Genomic DNA, 21,773 nt, shown 5'->3' with positions numbered 1-21,773 from the left:
CGCGTCCATCACTGCCGCCCCTTGATCCGCGCCATCTGAAACACCGATGCATACGCACCGTCGCGCAGCGCATAGTCCGGCGCCTCGCCTTCTATCCGGAAGCCGTGCTTTTCGTACAGTGCGATCGCCGCCGGGTTGTCGATGAAACCGACAGCGACGCCAGCTTCTCCCGCCGCGTGGCCGGCCGCGTCGAAACGGGCCGCCACTCGGTCAGCGACCCGGCGATGGGCCTCGCCGACCGCTTCTGACGGCACCCGCGCCTCCCGGCCGCGCACCGGCCGGGCGCCGGGCGCGGATCGGTCCGATCCGGCCAAAACGCCCGCCCGGCGCGGCTCAAACATCAGAAGGATGGCCGGTGCAGCCCTCATTCAGGGACCACGAAAATGCTCCGTGTTGTGGCCCATTCGCGTTAAACTTCGTCAAGCTGCATTCAACAACGACATCTTCGCCAACCTGGCACACACGATACGAGGATAGGTTCGATGCGCACTACCGGCTCATCCGGGGCAATGACCCTGCTCACCGAACATGACCCGGCCGACGGCCGCGAACTGCGCTCGCTCCGGCTCGAATCGACCGACGACGGCAAGAGCGTGCTGCTGATCGACATCGACGAGCGCAAGCCCGGCATTCACCGCGAGGTTCGCTACGAGATCACGCCGGCCGAGCTGATCGCGGCGATCCGCTCGCATGGCGCCGAACTGCCTGGCGAAAACCACGGCGCCGCCTCGCTCGTCCGCACCCCTACCCCTTCGTGATGTCGACCGGTGAGCCGCGCACAACGCACCGGCTCACCGATCCGCCCGCATCACCCTGCCGCCGTCAGGCGCTTTGCGTCATTCCCCGCCGTCCGCTTGAAAATGGCCGATAATCGGCCCATCTTCGTACCTTCCACACGCGCTTCCTTTTCGGCCAGCCGTCATGCTCCGTGACCTCGTCGCCCAATACGGGCCGCTTCTCGTCTTCGCCAACGTGCTCGCGGCGGCCATCGGCCTGCCCGTACCGGCGATGCCGACGCTCGTGCTGTTCGGCGCGATGGCCGCGATGAATCCGGCGATGATCGGCTCGCAGCTCCTGACGGTGCTGGCGCTGTCGGTGCTCGGCGCGCTGATCGGCGACACCGTGTGGTACGTCGCCGGGCGGCGCTACGGCGGCACGACGCTGAAGACGATCTGCCGGCTGTCGCTGTCGCGCGACACCTGCGTGAAGAAGACCGAACGATTCTTCGGCCGCTACGGCGTGCGCGTGCTCGCGGTCGCCCGCTTCATTCCCGGGCTGTCGCTCGTGTCGGTGCCGATGGCCGGCGCACTCGGCACGCGCTATCGCACGTTCGCCGGCTACGACGCGCTCGGCGCCGCGCTGTGGACGATCGTCGGCCTCCTCGCGGGGCTCGTGTTCTATCGGCAGATCGACTGGCTGTTCGCCGGCGCGAGCCGGCTCGGCCGCGCGGTACTGCTGGTGATCGTCGCACTGCTGGCCGTCTACGCGGCCGTGCGCTGGATGCGCCGCCGCGCGCTGATCCGCCAGCTCGCGACTGCGCGGATCGGCGTCGACGAGCTCGAAGAACTGCTGCGCGATGCGGCCGCGCCGGTGGTGCTCGACGTGCGTTCGCCCGAACACCGCAAGCTCGACCCGTTCACGATTCCCGGCGCGCAGTTCGCGGACGAACGGCACATCGAGGACATCGTCGCGCGCTATCCGTTCTCACAGAAGTTCGTCGTGTATTGCTCGTGCCCGAACGAAGTGACGGCCGCGCTGATGGCCAAGCGCCTGCTCGACGCAGGCTTCACCGATGCGCTGCCGCTGCGCGGCGGCCTCGACGCCTGGCGCGACACGGGCCGCCAGCTCACGTCGCTGGTGGAGGACATGCCCGCCGCGAACGATCCGGTGGCGGGGTTGCACAAGCCGGCCTGATCGAACGGGTCGCAGGCCGGCCGCGCGAGACGAAAACGACTGAAGGGGACGTTGCGTCCCCCCTTCGATCAGAACGCGTGCAGCGGCACGTTCACGACCAGGCGGTACTCCTTGTTGGTCGCGTCCGCGGTGTGCGTGGAACCGGTGTGCCACATCGCGATGAACGTGACCTTCGTGTCCTTCAGCTTGCCGCTCTGGAACGTGTACGACGGGATGAAGCCGAACTCGTGGTGACGGCCCTGCACCGGCGCGCCGTTGCTCCAGTAGATGCTCGACTTGCTCGGATCGTTCGCAGCCCCTGCGCTGCCGTCCGCGCCCCAGCCCGTCACGCCCCAGACCATCGCCTTGAAGCCCGGCAGGCCCGCTTCCTTGCCGTAGAACGTGTAACGCAGCTGCAGCGACTTTTCGTGCGGCGCGTTGTAGTCGACGTCCATCGAGTTGGTCAGGAAGATGCCGTTCGTTTCGTTCAGGTAGTCGAAGAACTGGTCGCCGAGCACCTGCTGATAACCGAGCAGCAGTTCGTGCGGGCCGTGCTGCGCAGCCACCGACAGGCTGTACGCGTTGTTGTTGATCTTGCCCTGCAGCGCGTCGCCCGTGTCGTGCGTCGAGTAAACGTTACCAAAGCCGGTCCACTTGATCGACTTCGTATCGCCGATGCTGTGCTTCACCGACGCGTAGTACTGGTGCCACACGTCGTCGGCCTGGTTGGCGTACAGCGCGACTTCGCCGTCCGGCGAATAGTCCCACGTGCCGCCGACGTAGGTCAGGCGATTGATGCGCGTGCCGCCGTATTGCGTCGTGAGGTTGGTGAGCGTCGTGTGGCCGCGCGCATCGGTCTTCGTGAAGCTGCCGGCCTCGAGCATCACGTTCTTGAATTCGTTGCTGACGATCGTCGCGCCGAGGAACGTCGGCGGCAGCGCGCGGTTGTCGTGCTGTTCCATGAACGGGTTGTCGACGGCCTGCAGCCCGTACTTGACCACCGTGTTCGAGATGCGCGCCTTCACGTCGTAGATGCCCGGATAGGCCCATGCGAGCTGGTTCGAACCGCCGCCGCCCTTCGCGATGTGCACCATGCTGCCCGCGCCGGCACCGCCGTCGAGCTTCAGCGCCGCATACAGCGACGCGTCGAAGCCGATGCCGATCAGGCCGGTCGTGTAGCCCGACTCGAAGTTCGCCATCGCGCCCTGGACCCACGCGTGACGGTGCGGCCCGCCCTTGTTGTCGAGCGTGTCCGCATAGTTGCGGAACAGGAAATTCAGGTGGCTGTCGGCAATGAAGCCGTTCGACTTCGACTGTGCCGAAGGCTCGTCGGGCGGCGTGACGGCCTGGGTCGCCTCGGCGTTGATAATGGCGTTCGGGGTCGTTGCCTGCGCAACCGACGTGCCTGTGCCGGCGGACGGCGCCGCCTGCGCGACCGTCAGCGGTGCGGGGGCCGCGTCGTCGGCGTATGCCACGCCGCTCAGCGATACGCCGGCAAGCGCCGGCAAGCCCCATGCAAGCAGCATCTTCGATGCCGTCCCGATCGTCTTTTGCTTGTTCATCGTCATTCTCGTCTTGTGTTGATGTCGTCCACGCCGGTTGCGATCCGCTTCCAGCCCCCCGGCGAGCCCGGTTAAGGACGCGCCTTTACCCGCGGCGCGAAGATCATTCGCGCCGCACCCTACCCCTGTTGACCTGCCTGGTTATGTTTGCTGCGTCACTTCACGCCGCCACGCCCGCCCGGATGCACGCGACACGCGCCGGCGAGCCCTGCCGCACTTCCGGCAGCGGCACGTCCTGCGCGCACGCGTCGATCGCGACCGGGCAGCGCGTGCGGAACGCGCAGCCGGACGGCGGGTTGAGCGGCGACGGCATCTCGCCCGCCAGCAGCATCGGACGGCGAGCACGCTCGCGCGCCGGCTCCGGCGTCGGCGCCGCATCGAGCAGCGCCTTCGTGTACGGGTGCTGCGGCACGCCGTACACGTCATGCCGCGTGCCGAACTCCATCACGCGGCCGAGATACATCACGAGCACGCGCTGGCTGATGGCCTTCACCACCGCCAGGTCGTGCGCGACGAAAAGATAGGACAACGACAGTTCGCGTTGCAGGTCGCGCAGCAGGTTCACGATCTGCGCCTGGATCGACACGTCGAGTGCCGATACGGGCTCGTCGCAGATCACGAGCTTCGGCTCGCCGATCAGCGCGCGCGCGATGCCGACGCGCTGGCACTGTCCGCCGGAGAACTCGTGCGGATAGCGCAGCAGGTGATGTGCGTTCAGGCCGACACGTTCGAGCATCGTGACCACGCGGCGCCGCACTTCGGCGCGGCCGAGGCCCGCGTGGTGCGTGACGAGCGGCTCCGCGACGATCTGTTCGATCGTCATGCGCGGATCGAGCGACGCGAGCGGATCCTGGAAGATCATCTGCACTTCGCGGCGCATCGCGGTGCCGCGCAGGTGATCGGGCGCGACGGCTTCGCCGCGCCAGCGCACCGTGCCGGCCGTCATCGGCACGAGGCCGATCAGCGCGCGCGCGAGCGTCGACTTCCCGCAGCCCGACTCGCCGACGAGTCCGACCGTCTCGCCGCGCTTCACGTCGAACGACACGCCGTCGACCGCGCGCAGCGTGCCCTTCGGCGACCACGGATAGCCGCCGAGCGGCACGCGGAAATGCACCTTCAGATCGTCGACGGACAGCAGCGTATCGCTCGTCGTGCCCGTCGCGCCGGCATTGCGGCGTTCATCGACGCTCATCGCAGACCTCCCGTCAGATCGGCCAGCGGCCGGTGGCACGCGCGCACCGCGCCCGCCGCGCCATAGGTTTCGAGCGCGGGGCGTGCGGTACCGCAGCGCGCCTCCGCATACGTGCAGCGTTTCGCGAACGCGCAGCCGGCCGGCGCGGTGCCGGGCATCGGCGGATTGCCGGGAATCGCGACGAGCGGCGCGTCGTCGGCGTCGGTCAGGCGCGGCAGCGCGTTGAGCAGGCCGATCGTGTACGGATGCGACGGCGCCGCGAAGATCGAGTCGGCCGGCGCGTATTCGACGGTGCGGCCCGCATACATGACCATCACGTCGTCCGCGAGGCCCGCGACCACGCCCATGTCGTGCGTGATCAGCACGATCGCGGTGCCGCGCTCGCGGTTCAGCTCGCGCAGCAGGTCGATGATCTGCGCCTGCACGGTCACGTCGAGCGCGGTGGTCGGCTCGTCGGCGATCAGGATTTCCGGCTCGGACAGGAGCGCCATCGCGATCATCACGCGCTGGCGCATGCCGCCGGAAAACTCGTGCGGATACATGCGGATGCGGCGCGCGGCGTCGGGAATGCGCACCGACTCGAGCGCCTCGATCGCGCGCTTCGTCGCTTCCTTGCGCGACAGCTTGCGATGCAGCTGCAGCGTCTCGGTCATCTGCCGCTCGATCGTCAGGAACGGATTGAGCGACGTCATCGGATCCTGGAAGATCATCGCGATCCGGTCGCCGCGCACCGCGTTCAGCGCGCGCGTATCCATCTCGAGCAGGTTGTCGCCGCGATAGCGCGCGGCGCCCGTCGTCGCGCCGTTGCCGGCCAGCAGGCCGAGCAGCGCCATCACGGTCTGGCTCTTGCCCGAGCCCGATTCGCCGACGATGCCGAGGGTCTTGCCGGCTTCGAGCGAGAACGACACGCCGCTCACGGCGTCGATCGGCGGCGCGTCCTTGCGCGAGAAGCGCACGCCGAGGTTTTCTACTTCCAACAGAGCAGCCATCTTCAGCGATCCTTCGGGTCGAGCGCGTCACGCAGGCCGTCGCCAACGAAGTTCACGCAGTAGAGCGTCACGCACAGCATGACGGCCGGTGCCAGCAGCAGCCACGGCATCGATTCCAGTTTCTGCGCGCCGTCCTGGATCAGCACGCCCCAGCTCGTCATCGGTTCCTGCACGCCGAGGCCGAGGAACGACAGCACCGATTCGGTCAGCACGATGTTCGGCACCGACACGGTCGCGTACACGACGACCACGCCAAGCAGGTTCGGCACGACGTGGCGCAGCACGATCGACGCCGGCGACACGCCGATCGCGCGCGCCGCGTCGACGAACTCGCGATTGCGCAGCGACAGCGTCTGGCCGCGCACGACGCGCGCCATGTCGATCCACGAGAACGCGCTGATGGTCAGCACGACCAGCATGAACGAGCGGCCGAACAGGGTCATCATCAGGATCGCGATCAGCAGGTACGGGATCGCGTACATCATGTCGACGACGCGCATCATCGCGGAGTCGACCCGCCCGCCCGCGAAGCCGGCGGTCGCGCCCCACGCCACGCCGAACAGGCCGGACACCAGCGTGCCGAGCAGGCCGACCTCGATCGACACGCGGCCGCCGATCAGCGTGCGCACGAGCAGGTCGCGGCCGAGCTCGTCGGTGCCGAACCAGTGCTGGTTCGCGAGCGTCGGTGCGAGGCTGATCGAGCCCCAGTCGCTCGCGGCGGGATCGGCCGCGAGCAGCCACGGACCGACGAAACATGCGAGCGTGATCAGCGCGAGCAGCACGAGGCTGAACACGGCCGCGCGGTTGTGAAGGAAGCGCGCGAACGCGAGCGCGAGCGGCGAGCGCGAACGCGGCGGCGAGTCGGTCTGCACAGGCAGACTGACGACGGGAGTAGTCGGAGTCATCGCAGTGCCTCGCTCAATAACGGATGCGCGGATCGAGCCATGCGTACGCGAGGTCGACCAGCAGGTTGAACAGCACCGCACAGACGGTCGTCAGCACGACGAGGCCGAGCACCAGCGTGTAGTCGCGGTTGATCGCGCCGTTCACGACGAGCTGCCCGAGCCCCGGCAGCGCGAACACCGATTCGGTGACGACGGCCGCCGTGATCGACGTGATGCAGACCGTGCCGAACAGCGACACGACCGGCATCAGCGCGGGCTTGAGCGCGTGGCGCAGCACGATCGTCGAGCCCGGCAGGCCCTTCGCGCGCGCGGTGCGGATGAAGTTGCTCGACAGCGTCTCGATCATCGAGCCGCGCATCACGCGCGCGAGCAGCGATACGTTGATGAAGGTCAGCAGCACGATCGGCAGCAGCCGGTACTGCCAGCCGCCGTCGCCCCAGCCGCCGGCCGGCAGCCAGCCGTTGCCGGCCGAGGTCTTCAGCAGGATCGCGAAGATCCACACCAGCACCGGGCCGAGCACGAACGGCGGCACGACGTTGCCGAAGTTGCCGATCAGCATCACGAAGCGGTCGATCACGCTGTCGCGGCGCACGGCCGCGACGGTGCCGAGCAGCACGCCGAACCCGATCGAGAGCGGGATCGAGATGCCGCCCACGCCGAGACTCACGGGCAGCGCCTTCTTCACGAGATCGTTCACCGACCAGTCGACGTAGCGGAACGACGGGCCGAGATCGCCGTGCAGCAGCGAACCGAGATACAGCAGGTACTGCTTCCACAGCGGCTCGTCGAGGTGGTACTTCGCGTTCAGGTTCGCGAGCGTCGCCGCGGACAGCTGCTTCTCCGTATCGAACGGACCGCCGGGCGTGAAGTGCAGCAGCAGGTAGCAGACGGTGATGACGGCGAGAATCGTCGGCACCGCCCACAACGTGCGTCTCAATGCGTAGGCCAGCATGATCGCTCCGCTCAGTGCTTGATCAGGTACATGTCCTGCGAAGCACGCATGTCGATCACGTTCTTCAGCGAGTAGCCGCCCACGTAGGGCTTCACGAGACGGTCGGCCGAGTACTGGAACAGCGGCACCATCGGCGTGTCGTTCATCGCCGCGTCGTGCGCCTGCGTGAGCAGCGTGGCGCGCGCCTTGTCGTCGAGCTTCTGGTTGCCTTCGTCGACGAGCGTGTCGGCCTGCTTGTTGCAGTAGCCGACGGTATTCTGCGAGCTGCCGCAGCGGATCAGGTCGAAGAAGGTCATCGCGTCGTTGTAGTCGGCGAACCAGCCGTCGCGCGCGATCTGCACCTTGCCGTCATGCCGCTCCTTCATCAGCACCTTGAACTCGACGTTCTCGAGCTTCGTGTCGATGCCGAGCTTCGTGCGCCATTCCGATGCGGTGAACAGCGCGACCTTCTTGTGCAGGTCGTTGGTGTTGTACGTGAGCGTGAACGACAGCGGCTTCGCATCGGAGAAGCCGGCCTGCTTCAGCAGGTCCTTCGCGGTCGCGACGCGCTTGGCCATCGGCCACGACGCCCATTCCGGCGTGAACGGGTGCACGCCCTTCGTGCCGTTCGGCATCAGGCCGTACATCGGCTTCTCGCCGGCCTGCGTGAGCTTCGACGTCAGCACGTCGCGATCGATCACCATCGACAGCGCCTGGCGCACGCGCTTGTCCTTCAGCGCCGCGTCGCTGTTGTTCAGGTAGTAGTAGTAGGTCGCGAGCTGCAGGCCCGGGCGCAGTTCGCCGCCGAACTGCTTGCTGACCTGCTGGAAGATGCCCGACGGGATCGAGTAGCTGTAGTCGATCTGGCCGGCCTGGTACATGCGCATCGCCGTTTCGTCGCTTTCGATCGGCAGGTACGTGACCTTGTTGATCACGACCTTCGGCGCGTTCCAGTACTTCGCGTCCTTCGAGATCACGATGCGGTTGTTCGGCTGCCAGTCGACGAGCTGGTACGCGCCGTTGCTGACGATGTTGCCGGGACGCGTCCATGCGTCGCCGAACTTCGCGACGGTGTCCTTGTTCACCGGCGCGAGCGGCACCATCGCGGTCAGTTCGGGGAAGAACGCGACCGGCACGTCGGTCGTCACTTCCAGCGTGTACGGGTCGACCGCGCGCACGCCGAGCGTCGTCGGCGCGGCCTTGCCGGCGATGATGTCCTTCGAGTTCTTCACGAACTCGACGAGGATCGTGTACTTCGAGCCCGTCTTCGGGTCGACGAGGCGCTGCCACGAGTACACGAAATCGGCGGCCGTCACGGGCTGGCCGTTGCTCCACTTCGCATCGTGGCGCAGCTTGAAGATCCAGGTCTGCGGCGTCTTGCGCTCCCACGACTGCGCGACACCCGGCACGACCTGGCCGGCCGCGTCGATGCGGGCAAGCCCTTCGAACAGGTCGAGGCCGATCGTGTTGCCGGTCCACGATTCGATGTGCGCCGGGTCGAGCGACTCGACTTCGGCGGGCACCTGGCGCGTCAGGTCCTGTTGAGGAGCGAGCGTGACGTTCGACGGAACGGTAACGGCGTGGGCGACGGGCGTCGTCAGGGCGAGCGCGGCCAGCACGGCCGACATGGCATGCAAGGATTTCATCGTGGCAGTCTTGAGAAAGTTGTTCGGCGAGCGATGCGCGGCGGATGCCGCGGTTACGCGTGAGACGCTGACGGGTACAGCGATTGAGGAGGCCCGTGATTCTCGTATTGCATCTTAGTATTCCTTACGTTTCTTTCGACAGGCATTCCGTCTTGGAAACGAAGGAATACCTGTGCGTTAGAACAGCCGCGGCGTACCGACCCAGACCACCACCGACTCGACCTTCGCGGTGTTGACCCAGCTGTGCGGGACCGTCGACTGATAGTGCGAACTGTCGCCGGCCTGCAGGACGAACGTCTTGCCTTCCAGCGTCAGCGACACTTCCCCTTCAATCACATACAGGAATTCCTCTCCTGCATGGGTCGTCACCTCCGACCGCTTCTGCCCCGGCGGCATCCGCACGAGGATCGCCTCGAGCTGACGCCCTTCGGTCACGTTGGTCAGCCTCGCGAACAGGTTCGCCGAATCGGCGAATCCGAAGAAGCGCAACTGATCGCCTCTGCAGACCGAGCGTTCCTCGCTCGGCGTATCCACGAAGTACTGCACCGTCACGCCGAGCGCCTGTGCGATACCGGCCAGCGACGTCAGTGACGGCGACGCGAGCCCGCGTTCGACTTGAGACAGAAACGGCTTCGAAATCCCCGCGGCGGTAGCGGTGTCGTCGAGCGTGCGCTTGAGTCGTTGGCGCAACGCGCGAATCTTGCTGCCGAGTGCGGCAGCGTCTGCCGCTCGCGAGTTTTCAGTGGGGGGAACCATAGCAGGCCGAAAAGTGGTCGTCAAAAAATGTTTGATGGAAAGTAACTAAGTTAATACGAGATAGCTTAATCTTCGGGTTCGCACACGTCTTCGGTGTTGAGCCCGGTGCACTAAACAGGGCACGAAGCGGGCGAAACGACGCGCTATCTTGCCAGACTCGCCGGCTTCACAGGCAAGCTGCATGCGGCTCTCCGGGAATTTTCGGAGAACGGGCGCGAAGCTTACAAATAGATGATGAGACAAATTTTCCTGAAAGCTGCTGCCATATCGGGAGTTTCCCTGAGTGGCGCGGACCTGACGCACCGGACCGGCAAACGTTACCACTCGCGCGCCGGTCGGGGCCTCGCACCGCCTTATCGGGCGGAGTCCGACCCCGGCCCGGGCTAACCCGCCCGACTGCTCCATCGCCGACGCAAAGCCTACCCGGCCACCGTGCTCCGGCGCCAGTTCGACCCCCAAGGCGACGCGCGATCCGCGCCGTCCGTTTCAAACGAGATTGATGATGCACGCACCTGTTTCACAGACCCGTTCGTTTACGACGGTCTTCCTCATCGAAATGTGGGAGCGCTTCGGCTACTACGGTATGGCCGCGCTCCTGGTCCTCTTCATGGTCGACCGGCTCGGTTTCACCGACAGCCATGCGAACCTGACCTGGGGCGCGTTCACCGCGCTCGTCTACGCGTCGCCGTCGATCGGCGGCTGGATCGGCGACAAGGTGCTCGGCGCCCGTCGCACGATGATCATCGGCGCGGCCGTGCTGTGCGCCGGCTACCTGATGCTGGCGATCCCGAACGACGCGCTGGCGTACATGTACGCATCGCTCGGCGTGATCGTCGTCGGCAACGGCCTGTTTAAGGCCAACGCGGCGAACCTCGTGCGCCGCATCTACGAAGGCGACGATGCGCGCATCGACAGCGCGTTCACGATCTACTACATGGCGGTCAACATCGGCTCGACCGTGTCGATGCTCGCGACGCCGTGGATCAAGGATCACTGGGGCTGGCACACCGCGTTCGCGGTCTGCTGCGCCGGCATGCTGCTCGCGATCCTGAACTTCATGCTGATGCACCGCACGCTCGCGCACATCGGCTCGCAGCCCGACGACGAACCGATCCGCTGGAAGCGCCTCGGCGGCGTGGCGGCGGGCGGCGTGGCGCTCGCGCTGGTCACGCTGTACGTGCTGCAGCACAAGCAGCTCGCGGTCGCGAGCGTATGGACGGCGGCGTTCGCGATCCTCGCGATCTTCGCGTACATGATCGCGAAGTCGGAGCGTTCGGAACGCGCGGGCCTGATCGCGGCGCTCGTGCTGATCGGCCAGGTGATCCTGTTCTTCATCTTCTACGTGCAGATGTCGACGTCGCTCACGCTGTTCGCGCTGCGCAACGTCGATCCGCGCTTCATCCTGTTCGGCACGACGCTGTTCACGTGGAGCGCCGCGCAGTTCCAGGCGCTGAACCCGATCTGGATCATGATGCTGAGCCCGGTGCTCGTGTGGGTCTACAACGCGTTCTCGAAGAGCGGCCGTGACCTGCCGGTCGCCGCGAAGTATGCGTTCGGCTTCGGCGCGGTAGCCGCCGGCTACCTGGTGTTCACGATCAGCGGCCGCTACGCGGTGGACGGCCGCGTGTCGTCGTGGTTCATGGTGTGGGGCTACGGCCTCTACTCGCTCGGCGAACTGCTGGTGAGCGGCCTCGGCCTCGCGATGATCGCCCGCTACGTGCCGGCGCGCATGAGCGGCTTCATGATGGGCGCGTATTTCGTCGCGACGGGTGTGTCGCAGTATCTGGGCAGCGTCGTCGCGAACTTCGCGCAGATGCCGTCGCACGACCTGCCGGCCACCGAATCGCTGCCGCTGTACCTGTCGCTGTTCGAGAAGCTCGGCTGGCTCGCCGCGATCGGCATGCTGCTCGCCCTGCTGCTGCTGCCGATGATGAACCGCCTGTCGCGCCAGCATCAGCGCTGCGCGGAAGAGCGCCGCGAGGAAGAAGCGGTGCAGGCGCAGGCGATGGCCTCGGCGCAGTAAGTACTATCCCTCGGCGTGCGGTGTGCACGCCACATTCTCCAGCCAGCGCGGCCAGCACGTCCTACACTGGTTGCAACGGCGCATCCGCTCCGTCGTGATGCGCGCTGGCGGGAGAAGATCATGAAAAACAAGACGACTCGGCTCTTGAGGATACTGTCGGACATCCGGCACGCGCAGCGCTGCACCACATTGCGCGCCGCCCGGGCCGCGGCCGAAGCCGATGCGGTGCTCGCGCAGCAGGACGATCCGAAGTCCGACGAACGCGACGACGCCGAATCCGACGACGCGACCGTCGTCCCCCGCTCCCGTATCGGCTCACCTCACTGAGCGCACAGCGCGGCACGTTGCGTGCCGCCTGCGCGTTTTCCCGCACCGTTCACGCGGCCGCGCCGCGCCGGCGTGCGAACCACGTCCCCGAACCGGCCACCGCCATCATCAGCCCGACCGCGCATGCGTCGGCCGCGAGGCCCACGCCGATATGCCGCAGCTCGGCGCCGTTCGCGACCGGATGCAGCAGCGAATCGATGACGAGCGAGATCGCCGCGCCCGCGACGAAGCAGATCAGGCCGCGCCGGCCGACCGCGACGACGGGCTGCACGGCCCGCGCAATGCGCGCGATCCAGCCGTAGCGCACGCAGTCGGCCATCAGCCAGGCAATCGCCGCGAAGCTCACGATGCGCGGCAGCGCGAGATCGCGCTTGAGAATACCTTCCGGCAACGGCAGCCCCGAGAACAGCTTGTAGCTCGCACAACCGAGCACGATCGCGCACGCGACGCCGGTCGCCGCGGCGCTCCAGCGCCCGAGCGCGACGTACCGGTAGAAAGGCTGGCAGCGGGCGAGCACGCCGGCGACGAACATCAGCTGCCACGCGAACGGGTTGAAGTTCCAGCGGAACGCATCGGTGTCCAGCAGCTCGGGGCCGAGCCAGCCCGCCGCGAGCCACGACGTCGCGCCGAACGCGACGAGGAGCCACGGATGGCGGCGCGCGAACGGCACGATCACCGGCGACGCGAGCGCGAACAGCACGTACATCGGCAGCACCGACGCGAGATACGGCTGGCGCTGGAACGTGAGCAGTTCGGCGAGCCCCGTGAGCGGCGACGCGAGCATCACGCTGACGTCGTCGAGCGCGAGGTTCGGCGTGTCGATCCCGTAATGGTCGAGCACGGCGGACACGACGAGCATCAGCGTCGACGTCGCGAGAAACGCGCGGTAGATCTGCATCGCGCGGCGCACGAACCGCCGCTGCGCCGCGCGCGCGCCGTGCCGGTCGGCGATCGCGCCGTACGCGCTCGCGGTCGCGAAGCCGCCGAGGAACACGAACACCTCGGCCGCATCGCACAGCGCGAATGCATGGAGCGTCACGCGCGACAGCACGCTCGCGCCGATGTGATCGACGACGATCATCAGCAGCACGATGCCGCGGAAGAAATCGACTTCGATCAGGCGCGCGCTACGGGTCGGCGGCATCGGGACGGCAGGCGGCGTGTTCAACGACATGGCCGCACCTGCACGACGACGGTGCGGCATGCACCGAAGGAGGATTCGGAAGGGAGAAGGCGAACGCGATCGGCGGCGCTACGCGTATGCTCGTATCGCGCCAACCCGGCCCGCCCGGCACGAAAATGACCGTTCATGGAAAAGCCGCATACGAAGAGGAGGCGGTCAGATCAGTCTAGCGGCCGGTCGGGAGATACCCTAAGTAACAAAGTGCAACGGAATCTTCTGTTCGATTACAGGCGTGACATCGGCGATGCAACGCTGGCGAGGCCGCCAGCCAGACGTCAGCTGCACATCAGCGCGATGCCGGTTCGACGCCGGAATCGTGGGACGCGACGCAAGCAATGCGCGCTGCGCGGCACGTTCGTTGCCGCCGTCGCACGGCCGGGCGGCGATGCTCAGCCGCGCGCGGGCAAGCGCCGCATCAGCATCGCGCTGTGCCACGCGGTCAATGCAACGGCCGCCCAGATCGGCCCGTACGTCGCGAGCTGCGCGACGCTCAGCGTCTCGCCGAGCAGCAGCAGCGACACCGCGACGAGCAGCACCGGTTCGACGTAGCCGAGGATCCCGAACAGCGCCATCGGCAGCATCCGGCTCGCCTTCAGGTAGCTCGCGAGCGCGAGCGTGCTGAGCACGCCGAGCCCCGGCAGCAGCACGGCCCACAGCAGCGGATGGCTGGCGACCGGCGTCGCGCTCGCCGACACCATCGCGAACGCGACCGGACACAGCAGCACGATCTCGAGCGCAAACGCGGCCAGCGAATCGGCGTTGATCCGGCGGCGCAGCACGAAATACGGCGGATAGCCGAGCGCGACGACGAGCGTCGGCCACGCGAACGCGCGCGTCGCCCATACCTCGTGCGCGACGCCGAGCGCCGCGCATGCGACCGCCGCCCATTGCAGCGGATCGAGCCGTTCGTGATAGTAGAAGCGGCCGACGAGCACCATCGTCAGCGGCAGCAGGAAATAGCCGAGCGACACTTCGAGCATGCGTCCGTGCAGCGGCGCCCACAGGAACAGCCACAGCTGCAGGCCGAGCAGCGCCGCGCTCGCGGGCAGCGCGACCAGCAGGCGCCAGTCGCGCACGCCGCGCCGCACGAGTTCGACGAGCGCCGGCCAGCGGCCGCGCAGCGCGATCAGTGCGAGCGCGCCCGGCGCGGTCCACAGGATGCGCCACGCGAAGATGTCGAGCCCCGTGAGCGGCGCGAGCAGTTTCGCGTAGGCGGACATCAGCGCGAACAGCGTCGACGCCATCACCGACAGCGCGATGCCGCGCCCGGCCTCCGGATACCCCGTCATGTTGTTTTAGCCTTGCGTGTTACTGCTGCTGGAAGCGCTCGAAGCGCTTTTCGACGTGGCGCTCCTCGAACGTCACCTCGGTCACGCGCGCGGACGGCGGCCCGTGGCGCAGCCACGCGAGCATCCGGTCGATCTGTGCGCCCGGGCCCTGGATCATCGCCTCGACGCTGCCGTCCTCGAGATTCGCGACCCAGCCGCGCAGCTTCAGCGCATGCGCCTCGCGCACCGTCGCGTGACGGAAACCGACGCCCTGCACGACGCCGCGCACCCGCACGTAGTAGGTCTCGATCCGTTCGTCCAGTTCATTGCGGCTCATCGCGTCGCCCTCCCGTCGTGCAATCCATTCAAGCCCGGCATTGTAGTCGCGTCGGCCGCTTCGCACACGGGCCCGGCGGGCCGGCTCGGCGCCGTCGCCAGTGCAGCCGCCCGCGCGAGCACGCAACTGCGGGTTTGCTGCCCGGCGATGCGTGCGTGCCAGAGGACGGCGCTCGCGTCGCCGGGCGCGCCGACCACGTACAATCTCGCCGACGCACAACCGCCGCGCCGCCCGCGCGCGGCCCTGAAGGAAACGCATGACTGATACTTCCCGCGATCTCGTTCTCGTCACCGGCGCGTCCGGTTTCGTCGGCTCGGCCGTCGCACGCATCGCGCAGCAGAAAGGCTATGCGGTGCGCGTGCTGGTGCGCCCGACCAGCCCGCGCACGAACGTCGCGGATCTCGACGCCGAGATCGTCACCGGCGACATGCGCGACGAGACGTCGATGCGCGCCGCGCTGCGCGGCGTGCGCTACCTGCTGCACGTGGCGGCCGACTACCGGCTGTGGGCGCCGGACCCGCACGAGATCGAGCGCGCGAACCTCGAAGGCGCGGTCGCGACGATGCGCGCGGCGCGCGCCGAAGGCGTCGAACGGATCGTCTACACGAGCAGCGTCGCGACGCTGAAGGTCACGAGCGCCGGCGATCCGTCCGACGAGAACCGGCCGCTGACCGCCGAGCAGGCGATCGGCGTGTACAAGCGCAGCAAGGTGCTGGCCGAGCGCGCGGTCGAGCGGATGATCGCCGACGAAGGGCTGCCGGCCGTGATCGTCAACCCGTCGACGCCGATCGGCCCGCGCGACGTAAAGCCGACGCCGACCGGCCGCATCATCGTCGAGGCCGCGCTCGGCAAGATTCCCGCGTTCGTCGATACCGGCCTGAACCTGGTGCACGTCGACGACGTCGCGCACGGCCACTTCCTCGCGCTCGAGCGCGGCCGGATCGGCGAGCGCTACATCCTCGGTGGCGAGAACCTGCCGCTGCAGCAGATGCTGGCCGACATCGCGCAGATGACGGGCCGCAAGGCGCCGACGATCGCGCTGCCGCGCTGGCCGCTCTACCCGCTCGCCGTCGGTGCGGAGGCCGTCGCGAAGTTCACGAAGAAGGAGCCGTTCGTGACCGTCGACGGGCTGCGGATGTCGAAGAACAAGATGTATTTCACGTCCGCGAAGGCCGAGCGCGAGCTCGGCTACCGTGCGCGTCCGTACCGCGAAGGACTGCGTGACGCGCTCGACTGGTTCGGCTCGGCGGGCTACCTGAAGTAACACAAAGCGGCGTATTTCACGCCGCTTTGCGCACTTTGTTACACGTCGCTGACGGACCGGCACCGGCGCAGCGGTTAAAATCGCGGGTCTTACGCAGAGAAGACACGCATGAACCTGAACGAACAGATCGATTCGCTCAACGCGGGCGTCGATCAGCTCCTCCACGATCACCACGCCGCGCAGCAGGCGGCACGCAGCGCGGAAGCGTTCGCGCGCGCCGCCGCGGCGGAAGCCCAGGCCGCCGCCGCACGTCACGCCGCCGCGGAAGCCGAAGCACAGGCCGCCGCGCAGCGCCACACGGCCGCAGCCGCCGACGCCGATGCCGCGCAGCAGCGCCACGCCGACGCCACCGCCGCGGCCGAAGCCGCCGCCCAACGCCACACCGAAGCCGCCGCGCAGGCCGAGGCCGCCGTCCAGCGGCACGCCGAAGCGACCGCGCTGACCGAGGCGCTCGCGCAGCGCCACGCGGATGCCGAAGCCGCGTCGCAGCGTCATGCGGCCGCGATCGCCGAAGCCGAGGCCGCCGCGCAGCGTCATCACGCCGCCGCGACCGAAGCGGACGCGGCCGCGCAGCGTCATGCAGCGGCCGCCGCGGAAGCCGAAGCCGCCGCGAAGCGCCATGCGGAAGCGACCGCCGCAGCCGAGGCCGCGACGCAGCGCCACGCGGCCGCGATCGCCGAGGCCGAGGCACTCGCGCAGCGTCACACGCAGGCGATCGCCGAAGCGGAAGCCGCCGCGCAGCGCCACGTCGAGGCAACCGCCGAAGCCGAAGCGATCACGCAGCGTCACGCCGAAGCGATCGCGCAAGCCGACGCGGCCGCGCAACGCCATGCGGAGGCGACCGCCGAGGCCGAGGCCGTCGCGCAGCGCCATACCGAAGCGATCGCGCAGGCCGAAGCGGCCGCCGAGCGTCACGCGAAGGCGATCGCCGACGCGGAAGCGCTGGTCGAAGCCGTCGTGAAGGACGCCGCGACGAACGCGGCAGCTTTGGCCACCGAGCCGGCCGTCGCGGCTGACGTGGTCGAACCGGCCATCGGGTCCGCCGTTGAGCCAATGACGAACGCCACCGCGCCGGCTGCCGCCGATGAAGTCGCCGCTGCGGCGGCCGACGCGATCACCGACGTCGTCGCGACCACCGCCGCCGACACCGCGATCGAAGTCGCGCCCGCGGCCGAAGCAGCCGCCGACGCCCCCGCGGACAAGGCGACGCTGCACGTCGCGCGCCCGTCGCAGAACGAACTGACGCTGACCGTCAACGGCCAGTCGATCACGTTGCACCCGGAACAGCTGGGCCAGCTGATCGAGGAACTCGCGCATGCGCGCGCGTCGATGCAGCCGGAACCGCCGCCGGGCATCCCGGCCGGCTGGCGCTTCGTGACGACGAAGAACCCGATGATGGCCGTGCAGAAGCAGTCGAACGGCGATCGTCTGCTGGTCGCGCGCCACACCGGCTACGGCTGGGTGCCGTTCACGTTCTCGCCGGACGTCGTGATCCAGATGTACATGATGCTGACGCAGCGGTAAGCACGCGCGCAGCGGCGACCGGACGTCGGCCGGAAAGCAAACAGCCCGAATCGGCTCACGTCGATTCGGGCTGTCTGTTTTCAGCAATCCGGTGGTCCTGACGGCCGGCATCCGCCAGCCCGCTTCAGCGCTCCACCGGCGCCTGCACCCGCGCCTTCCACTGACCACCCTTGCCGCGCCAGTAGCGCCACGCGGACGCGAACGTCGCGCCGACGTAGAACAGCGCGACGAGCGGCAGCGCGGGCGCCCACAGCGGCGAGCGCCGGTAATAGCGCAGCATCGGCGCATACGCGGTGCACATCGACGCCCATGCCAGCCACGCCGGCCAGGCCCGCGCGCCGTATGCGAGCGCGGCCACAGGCGGCACGAGATAGATGATCGTCATCCCGAGCAGCGTGCCGGCGAGCAGCAGCGGCGAATAATGGAGCTGCGTGAACGCGGTGCGCGCGATCATGTTCCAGATGTCGCGCCAGCTGTCGTACGGACGCAGCGACACGCTGCGCTCGGCCAGGTCGAGCCGGATCGGATGCCGGCCGCTGCCGCGATGCTTGATCTGCGCGGCGAGGCTGCAGTCGTCGATCAGCGCGCCGCGGATCGATTCGATGCCGCCGGCCTCTTCCAGCGCGCTGCGCTTGACCAGCATGCAGCCGCCCGCGGCGCCGGCCGTCCGGTTGCGCGGATTGTTGATCCACGAGAACGGATAGAGCTTCGCGAAGAAGAACACGAACGCCGGGATCAGCGCCTTTTCCCAGAACGAATCGCAGCGCAGCCGCACCATCAGCGACACGAGATCGCGCTGTTCGGCCTGCGCGCGCGTGACGAGCTGGGCCACTGCGTCGGGCGGATGGCCGATGTCGGCATCCGTCAGCAGCAGATAGTCGGCCGGCAGCCCGAGCGTGCGCACCGCGGCGATGCCCTGCGACTGCGCCCACACCTTGCCCGACCAGCCGGCCGGCAGCGGCTTCGCGGCCAGCACCGTCAGGCGGTCGGCGCGGTTGATCGCGAGCGCCGCCGCGCGGGCCGCGGCGGCGGTGCCGTCGTCGCTGTGGTCGTCGACAATGATCAGATGAAAGTCGCCCGGATAATCCTGCTCGAGCAGCGACGTCGCCGCTTGCGCGATCACGTCGACCTCGTTGCGCGCCGGCACGACCGCGACGACCGCCGGCCAGCCGGCCTCGGCCGCGGCGCCGCGCGCTTCCGGCGGCAGGGCCCGCGCGGGTCGCGCGCGCCAGAAGCCGCCGCGCGCGACCAGCAGCACGATCCAGATCAGCAGCGACAGGCCGGACACCAGGAAGGTAATCGCCAGCATCATCGGCACGCCTCCTGCCGGACGCCGGCGCCAGCAGCCCCGGATCGTTCGATCTCAATCGGGGTCGGAGTGGAAACACCCTTGACCGCACCAGCGGCAGGGCAATACGCGTAAGAATCGACGGTCATCGAATGGCCTTGAAATGAGCGCGACGCCGGGCAGCCGGACGGGCTGCCCGCGAAACCGCGCAGTTTACCGGGTTCCGCACGCACGAGCGCCGACGCGGCGCTGCGGCGGATGCAACACGGCCGATACAGCACCAGAGCAAGGACGGCCCGATAGGGTTAAAATGCGCGATTAATTCGGGGTTCCGGGGCCTGGCCTGGCCGGTTCGTTCCTGCCTTCATAACATCAAGCCGGGGCGAGCGAGCGGTGCCAGCTCTTCGAACCCGGCGTCTGTCGTCGGAGTTCGCTCACTTATGCGAGTCATCCTTGCCCAGCCCCGCGGCTTTTGTGCGGGGGTTGTCCGCGCGATCGAGATCGTCGATCGCGCGCTGCAACAGCACGGTGCGCCGGTCTATGTGCGTCATGAGATCGTGCATAACCGGCACGTCGTCGAAAACCTGCGTAATAAAGGGGCTCGATTCGTCGAGGAGCTCGACGAGGTGCCGCACGGCGCCGTGGCGATCTTCAGCGCGCACGGGGTCGCCCAGACGGTCGAACGCGACGCGGAAACGCGCGGGCTCGACGTGCTGGACGCCACCTGCCCGCTCGTCACGAAAGTGCACGTGCAGGGCCGCCAGTACGTCGCGGCGGGCCGCCGGCTGATCCTGATCGGCCATGCGGGCCATCCGGAAGTCGAGGGCACGATCGGCCAGATCCCGGCCGAGGTGATCCTCGTGCAGAGCGAGGCCGAAGTCGATACGCTGACGCTGCCGGTCGACACGCCGGTCGCGTACGTCACGCAGACGACGCTGTCGGTCGACGACACGCGCGGCATCATCGAAGCGCTGCAGCGCCGGTTTACCGACATCGTCGGCCCGGACACGCGCGACATCTGCTACGCGACGCAAAACCGCCAGGCCGCCGTGCGCGAGCTGAGCGGCCAGGTCGACGTGCTGCTGGTCGTCGGTGCGACGAACAGCTCGAACTCGAACCGCCTGCGCGAGATCGGCACCGAAAGCGGTGTACCGAGCTATCTCGTCGCCGACGGCTCGGAAGTGAAGGCCGAATGGTTCGCGGGCGTGCAGACGGTCGGCCTGACCGCCGGCGCGTCGGCACCCGAGGAAATGGTCGAGGATGTAATCGGCGCGCTGCGCGCGCTGGGGCCCGTCGATGTCACGACGATGGCGGGCCGTGAGGAAAAAGTCGAATTCAAGTTGCCGGCGAAGCTTACGCAAGCTGTCGCCCGCGAAGTTTAAGGAGGACATCTCTTGTCTATTCCGCTGCTCCAGCAAGTCCGCGTCGGCGCATACATCATGCGCCAACACCTGTCCGGCAACAAACGCTATCCGCTCGCGCTGATGCTCGAGCCGCTGTTCCGCTGCAACCTCGCCTGCAACGGCTGCGGCAAGATCGATTATCCGGACCCGATCCTGAACCAGCGCCTGTCCGTCGAGGAATGCCTGGAAGCCGTCGACGAGTGCGGCGCGCCCATCGTGTCGATCGCCGGCGGCGAGCCGCTGCTCCACAAGGAGATGCCGGAGATCGTCAAGGGCATCATGAAGCGCAAGAAGTTCGTGTACCTGTGCACGAACGCGCTCCTGATGGAAAAGAAGATGGACGACTACCAGCCGAATCCGTACTTCGTCTGGTCGGTCCACCTCGACGGCGACAAGGAAATGCACGACCATTCCGTGTCGCAGGACGGCGTGTACGACAAGGCGGTCGCGGCCATCAAGGAAGCGAAGCGCCGCGGCTTCCGCGTGAACATCAACTGCACGCTGTTCAACGATGCGATCCCCGAGCGCGTCGCGAAGTTCTTCGATACGCTGGGGCCGATCGGCGTCGACGGCATCACCGTGTCGCCGGGCTATGCGTACGAGCGCGCGCCGGATCAGCAGCACTTCCTGAACCGCGACAAGACGAAGAACCTGTTCCGCGAAATCCTGAAGCGCGGCGAAGGCGGCAAGCGCTGGTCGTTCAGCCAGTCGTCGCTGTTCCTCGACTTCCTGGCCGGCAACCAGACGTACAAGTGCACGCCGTGGGGCAACCCGGCGCGTACCGTGTTCGGCTGGCAGAAGCCGTGCTATCTGGTCGGCGAAGGTTACGTGAAGACCTTCAAGGAACTGATGGAAGACACGAACTGGGACAACTACGGCGTCGGCAACTACGAGAAGTGCGCGGACTGCATGGTCCACTGCGGCTTCGAAGCCACCGCCGTGATGGACACGATCGCGCATCCGCTGAAGGCGTTCGCCGTGAGCCGGAAGGGCATCAAGACCGAAGGCGCGTTCGCGCCGGACATCTCGATCGCGAAGCAGCGTCCGGCCGAGTACGTGTTCTCGCGCCACGTCGAGATCAAGCTCGAGGAAATCCAGCGCGCCGGCAAGGGCAAGCTGCAGAAGCCGGCCAAGCCGGCAACGGCGGCTTAAGCGCGTGTCGCCATGCGGAGGTTCGCGCCTCCGCATCGGCCGGCATCGAAGAAGCGCCACGGAGTTCGCTCCGTGGCGCTTTTGTTTTGTCGGGCTTGGGTTGTGTCGGCGTTCGTGCGGGGAGCGGCGC

19 protein-coding genes and 1 pseudogene are annotated in these 21,773 nt (G+C 67.6%); 8 read left to right on the top strand and 12 right to left on the bottom strand.

Annotated features, from left to right (window positions below):
• Nucleotides 1-8: 8 nt before the first annotated feature.
• Nucleotides 9-146, bottom strand: a pseudogene (locus tag DIE12_RS06690) (GNAT family N-acetyltransferase); the annotation flags it as partial.
• Nucleotides 147-482: 336 nt separating this feature from the next.
• Between DIE12_RS06690 and DIE12_RS06685 the strand changes: the two are divergent.
• Together DIE12_RS06685 and DIE12_RS06675 are read left to right on the top strand one after the other, a co-directional pair.
• Nucleotides 483-758, top strand: a complete 276-nt coding sequence (locus DIE12_RS06685; RefSeq protein WP_044844996.1) for a hypothetical protein — start codon at nucleotides 483-485, stop codon at nucleotides 756-758.
• A gap of 163 nt (nucleotides 759-921) precedes the next feature.
• Nucleotides 922-1,914, top strand: coding sequence for a DedA family protein/thiosulfate sulfurtransferase GlpE (locus DIE12_RS06675; protein WP_044844995.1), 993 nt, complete (start codon nucleotides 922-924; stop codon nucleotides 1,912-1,914).
• A gap of 68 nt (nucleotides 1,915-1,982) precedes the next feature.
• On the opposite strand, the gene DIE12_RS06670 is transcribed toward DIE12_RS06675, so the two are convergent.
• The 7 genes from DIE12_RS06670 to DIE12_RS06640 form a co-directional block, all read right to left on the bottom strand.
• A complete protein-coding gene (locus tag DIE12_RS06670; protein ID WP_124486049.1) occupies nucleotides 1,983-3,455 on the bottom strand; it encodes an OprD family porin in 1,473 nt (490 codons plus the stop codon).
• A 160-nt stretch (nucleotides 3,456-3,615) separates the two neighbouring features.
• On the bottom strand, nucleotides 3,616-4,647 hold the full coding sequence (locus tag DIE12_RS06665) for an ABC transporter ATP-binding protein (RefSeq protein WP_044844994.1): 1,032 nt from the start codon (nucleotides 4,645-4,647) through the stop codon (nucleotides 3,616-3,618).
• Nucleotides 4,644-5,636 (bottom strand): ABC transporter ATP-binding protein, encoded by a 993-nt coding sequence (locus DIE12_RS06660; RefSeq protein WP_044844993.1) that lies wholly within the window; start codon nucleotides 5,634-5,636, stop codon nucleotides 4,644-4,646. Before DIE12_RS06660 ends, DIE12_RS06665 begins: the two co-directional genes overlap by 4 nt.
• A gap of 2 nt (nucleotides 5,637-5,638) precedes the next feature.
• Nucleotides 5,639-6,541 carry an ABC transporter permease gene (locus DIE12_RS06655; RefSeq protein ID WP_044844992.1) on the bottom strand — a complete coding sequence of 301 codons (903 nt, stop codon included), beginning with the start codon at nucleotides 6,539-6,541 and terminating at the stop codon, nucleotides 5,639-5,641.
• Nucleotides 6,542-6,554: 13 nt separating this feature from the next.
• Nucleotides 6,555-7,493, bottom strand: a complete 939-nt coding sequence (locus DIE12_RS06650; protein WP_124486048.1) for an ABC transporter permease subunit — start codon at nucleotides 7,491-7,493, stop codon at nucleotides 6,555-6,557.
• 11 nt (nucleotides 7,494-7,504) lie between these two features.
• Nucleotides 7,505-9,118 carry a peptide ABC transporter substrate-binding protein gene (locus DIE12_RS06645; RefSeq protein ID WP_124486047.1) on the bottom strand — a complete coding sequence of 538 codons (1,614 nt, stop codon included), beginning with the start codon at nucleotides 9,116-9,118 and terminating at the stop codon, nucleotides 7,505-7,507.
• 177 nt (nucleotides 9,119-9,295) lie between these two features.
• Nucleotides 9,296-9,874: a cupin domain-containing protein gene (locus tag DIE12_RS06640; RefSeq protein WP_044844989.1), complete on the bottom strand. Its 579-nt coding sequence runs from the start codon at nucleotides 9,872-9,874 to the stop codon at nucleotides 9,296-9,298.
• 499 nt (nucleotides 9,875-10,373) lie between these two features.
• Between DIE12_RS06640 and DIE12_RS06630 the strand changes: the two genes are divergently transcribed.
• Both DIE12_RS06630 and DIE12_RS06625 read left to right on the top strand, forming a co-directional pair.
• On the top strand, nucleotides 10,374-11,897 hold the full coding sequence (locus tag DIE12_RS06630; protein ID WP_044844988.1) for a peptide MFS transporter: 1,524 nt from the start codon (nucleotides 10,374-10,376) through the stop codon (nucleotides 11,895-11,897).
• A gap of 120 nt (nucleotides 11,898-12,017) precedes the next feature.
• Nucleotides 12,018-12,224: a hypothetical protein gene (locus DIE12_RS06625; protein WP_044844987.1), complete on the top strand. Its 207-nt coding sequence runs from the start codon at nucleotides 12,018-12,020 to the stop codon at nucleotides 12,222-12,224.
• Between the two features lie 49 nt (nucleotides 12,225-12,273).
• On the opposite strand, the gene DIE12_RS06620 is transcribed toward DIE12_RS06625, so the two are convergent.
• The 3 genes from DIE12_RS06620 to DIE12_RS06610 form a co-directional block, all read right to left on the bottom strand.
• Complete coding sequence (locus DIE12_RS06620; protein ID WP_124486046.1) at nucleotides 12,274-13,398, bottom strand: OpgC domain-containing protein; 1,125 nt, start codon at nucleotides 13,396-13,398, stop codon at nucleotides 12,274-12,276.
• Between the two features lie 398 nt (nucleotides 13,399-13,796).
• Nucleotides 13,797-14,696 carry an EamA family transporter RarD gene (rarD, locus tag DIE12_RS06615; RefSeq protein ID WP_124486045.1) on the bottom strand — a complete coding sequence of 300 codons (900 nt, stop codon included), beginning with the start codon at nucleotides 14,694-14,696 and terminating at the stop codon, nucleotides 13,797-13,799.
• Between the two features lie 19 nt (nucleotides 14,697-14,715).
• Nucleotides 14,716-15,012 (bottom strand): acylphosphatase, encoded by a 297-nt coding sequence (locus tag DIE12_RS06610; RefSeq protein WP_124486044.1) that lies wholly within the window; start codon nucleotides 15,010-15,012, stop codon nucleotides 14,716-14,718.
• Nucleotides 15,013-15,268: 256 nt separating this feature from the next.
• Here DIE12_RS06610 and hpnA point away from each other — a divergent pair, with 256 nt between their 5' ends.
• The gene (gene hpnA / locus DIE12_RS06605; RefSeq protein ID WP_044844982.1) at nucleotides 15,269-16,276 is read left to right on the top strand and encodes a hopanoid-associated sugar epimerase; all 1,008 of its coding nucleotides are present in this window, start codon (nucleotides 15,269-15,271) and stop codon (nucleotides 16,274-16,276) included.
• Between the two features lie 108 nt (nucleotides 16,277-16,384).
• Entirely contained in the window at nucleotides 16,385-17,800 is a 1,416-nt protein-coding gene (locus tag DIE12_RS06600; protein WP_124486043.1) for a phage tail protein, read from the top strand.
• A gap of 124 nt (nucleotides 17,801-17,924) precedes the next feature.
• Here DIE12_RS06600 and DIE12_RS06595 read toward each other — a convergent pair whose 3' ends face one another.
• Nucleotides 17,925-19,112 (bottom strand): glycosyltransferase, encoded by a 1,188-nt coding sequence (locus DIE12_RS06595; protein WP_044845035.1) that lies wholly within the window; start codon nucleotides 19,110-19,112, stop codon nucleotides 17,925-17,927.
• A 416-nt stretch (nucleotides 19,113-19,528) separates the two neighbouring features.
• On the opposite strand from DIE12_RS06595, the gene ispH reads away from it, so the two are divergent.
• Together ispH and hpnH are read left to right on the top strand one after the other, a co-directional pair.
• Nucleotides 19,529-20,470, top strand: a complete 942-nt coding sequence (gene ispH / locus DIE12_RS06585) for a 4-hydroxy-3-methylbut-2-enyl diphosphate reductase (protein ID WP_044844980.1) — start codon at nucleotides 19,529-19,531, stop codon at nucleotides 20,468-20,470.
• A gap of 12 nt (nucleotides 20,471-20,482) precedes the next feature.
• Nucleotides 20,483-21,643: an adenosyl-hopene transferase HpnH gene (gene hpnH / locus DIE12_RS06580; protein WP_044844979.1), complete on the top strand. Its 1,161-nt coding sequence runs from the start codon at nucleotides 20,483-20,485 to the stop codon at nucleotides 21,641-21,643.
• Nucleotides 21,644-21,773: the final 130 nt, after the last annotated feature.

It is taken from the genome of Burkholderia sp. Bp9015 (assembly GCF_003853505.1).
Taxonomy (GTDB): domain Bacteria; phylum Pseudomonadota; class Gammaproteobacteria; order Burkholderiales; family Burkholderiaceae; genus Burkholderia.
Note: the sequence above shows the minus strand (reverse complement) of the source record. Positions and strands in the feature narration are given on the sequence as shown.

Coding starts and splice junctions, on each gene's coding strand:
- DIE12_RS06650 (WP_124486048.1), bottom strand. CDS start 7,493: ATGCTGGCCTACGCATTGAGACGCACGTTGTGGGCGGTGCCGACGATT.
- DIE12_RS06675 (WP_044844995.1), top strand. CDS start 922: ATGCTCCGTGACCTCGTCGCCCAATACGGGCCGCTTCTCGTCTTCGCC.
- DIE12_RS06670 (WP_124486049.1), bottom strand. CDS start 3,455: ATGAACAAGCAAAAGACGATCGGGACGGCATCGAAGATGCTGCTTGCA.
- DIE12_RS06600 (WP_124486043.1), top strand. CDS start 16,385: ATGAACCTGAACGAACAGATCGATTCGCTCAACGCGGGCGTCGATCAG.
- DIE12_RS06595 (WP_044845035.1), bottom strand. CDS start 19,112: ATGATGCTGGCGATTACCTTCCTGGTGTCCGGCCTGTCGCTGCTGATC.
- DIE12_RS06655 (WP_044844992.1), bottom strand. CDS start 6,541: ATGACTCCGACTACTCCCGTCGTCAGTCTGCCTGTGCAGACCGACTCG.
- DIE12_RS06630 (WP_044844988.1), top strand. CDS start 10,374: ATGATGCACGCACCTGTTTCACAGACCCGTTCGTTTACGACGGTCTTC.
- DIE12_RS06620 (WP_124486046.1), bottom strand. CDS start 13,398: ATGTCGTTGAACACGCCGCCTGCCGTCCCGATGCCGCCGACCCGTAGC.
- hpnA (WP_044844982.1), top strand. CDS start 15,269: ATGACTGATACTTCCCGCGATCTCGTTCTCGTCACCGGCGCGTCCGGT.
- DIE12_RS06625 (WP_044844987.1), top strand. CDS start 12,018: ATGAAAAACAAGACGACTCGGCTCTTGAGGATACTGTCGGACATCCGG.
- DIE12_RS06610 (WP_124486044.1), bottom strand. CDS start 15,012: ATGAGCCGCAATGAACTGGACGAACGGATCGAGACCTACTACGTGCGG.
- DIE12_RS06640 (WP_044844989.1), bottom strand. CDS start 9,874: ATGGTTCCCCCCACTGAAAACTCGCGAGCGGCAGACGCTGCCGCACTC.
- rarD (WP_124486045.1), bottom strand. CDS start 14,696: ATGACGGGGTATCCGGAGGCCGGGCGCGGCATCGCGCTGTCGGTGATG.
- DIE12_RS06645 (WP_124486047.1), bottom strand. CDS start 9,118: ATGAAATCCTTGCATGCCATGTCGGCCGTGCTGGCCGCGCTCGCCCTG.
- DIE12_RS06665 (WP_044844994.1), bottom strand. CDS start 4,647: ATGAGCGTCGATGAACGCCGCAATGCCGGCGCGACGGGCACGACGAGC.
- ispH (WP_044844980.1), top strand. CDS start 19,529: ATGCGAGTCATCCTTGCCCAGCCCCGCGGCTTTTGTGCGGGGGTTGTC.
- DIE12_RS06660 (WP_044844993.1), bottom strand. CDS start 5,636: ATGGCTGCTCTGTTGGAAGTAGAAAACCTCGGCGTGCGCTTCTCGCGC.
- DIE12_RS06685 (WP_044844996.1), top strand. CDS start 483: ATGCGCACTACCGGCTCATCCGGGGCAATGACCCTGCTCACCGAACAT.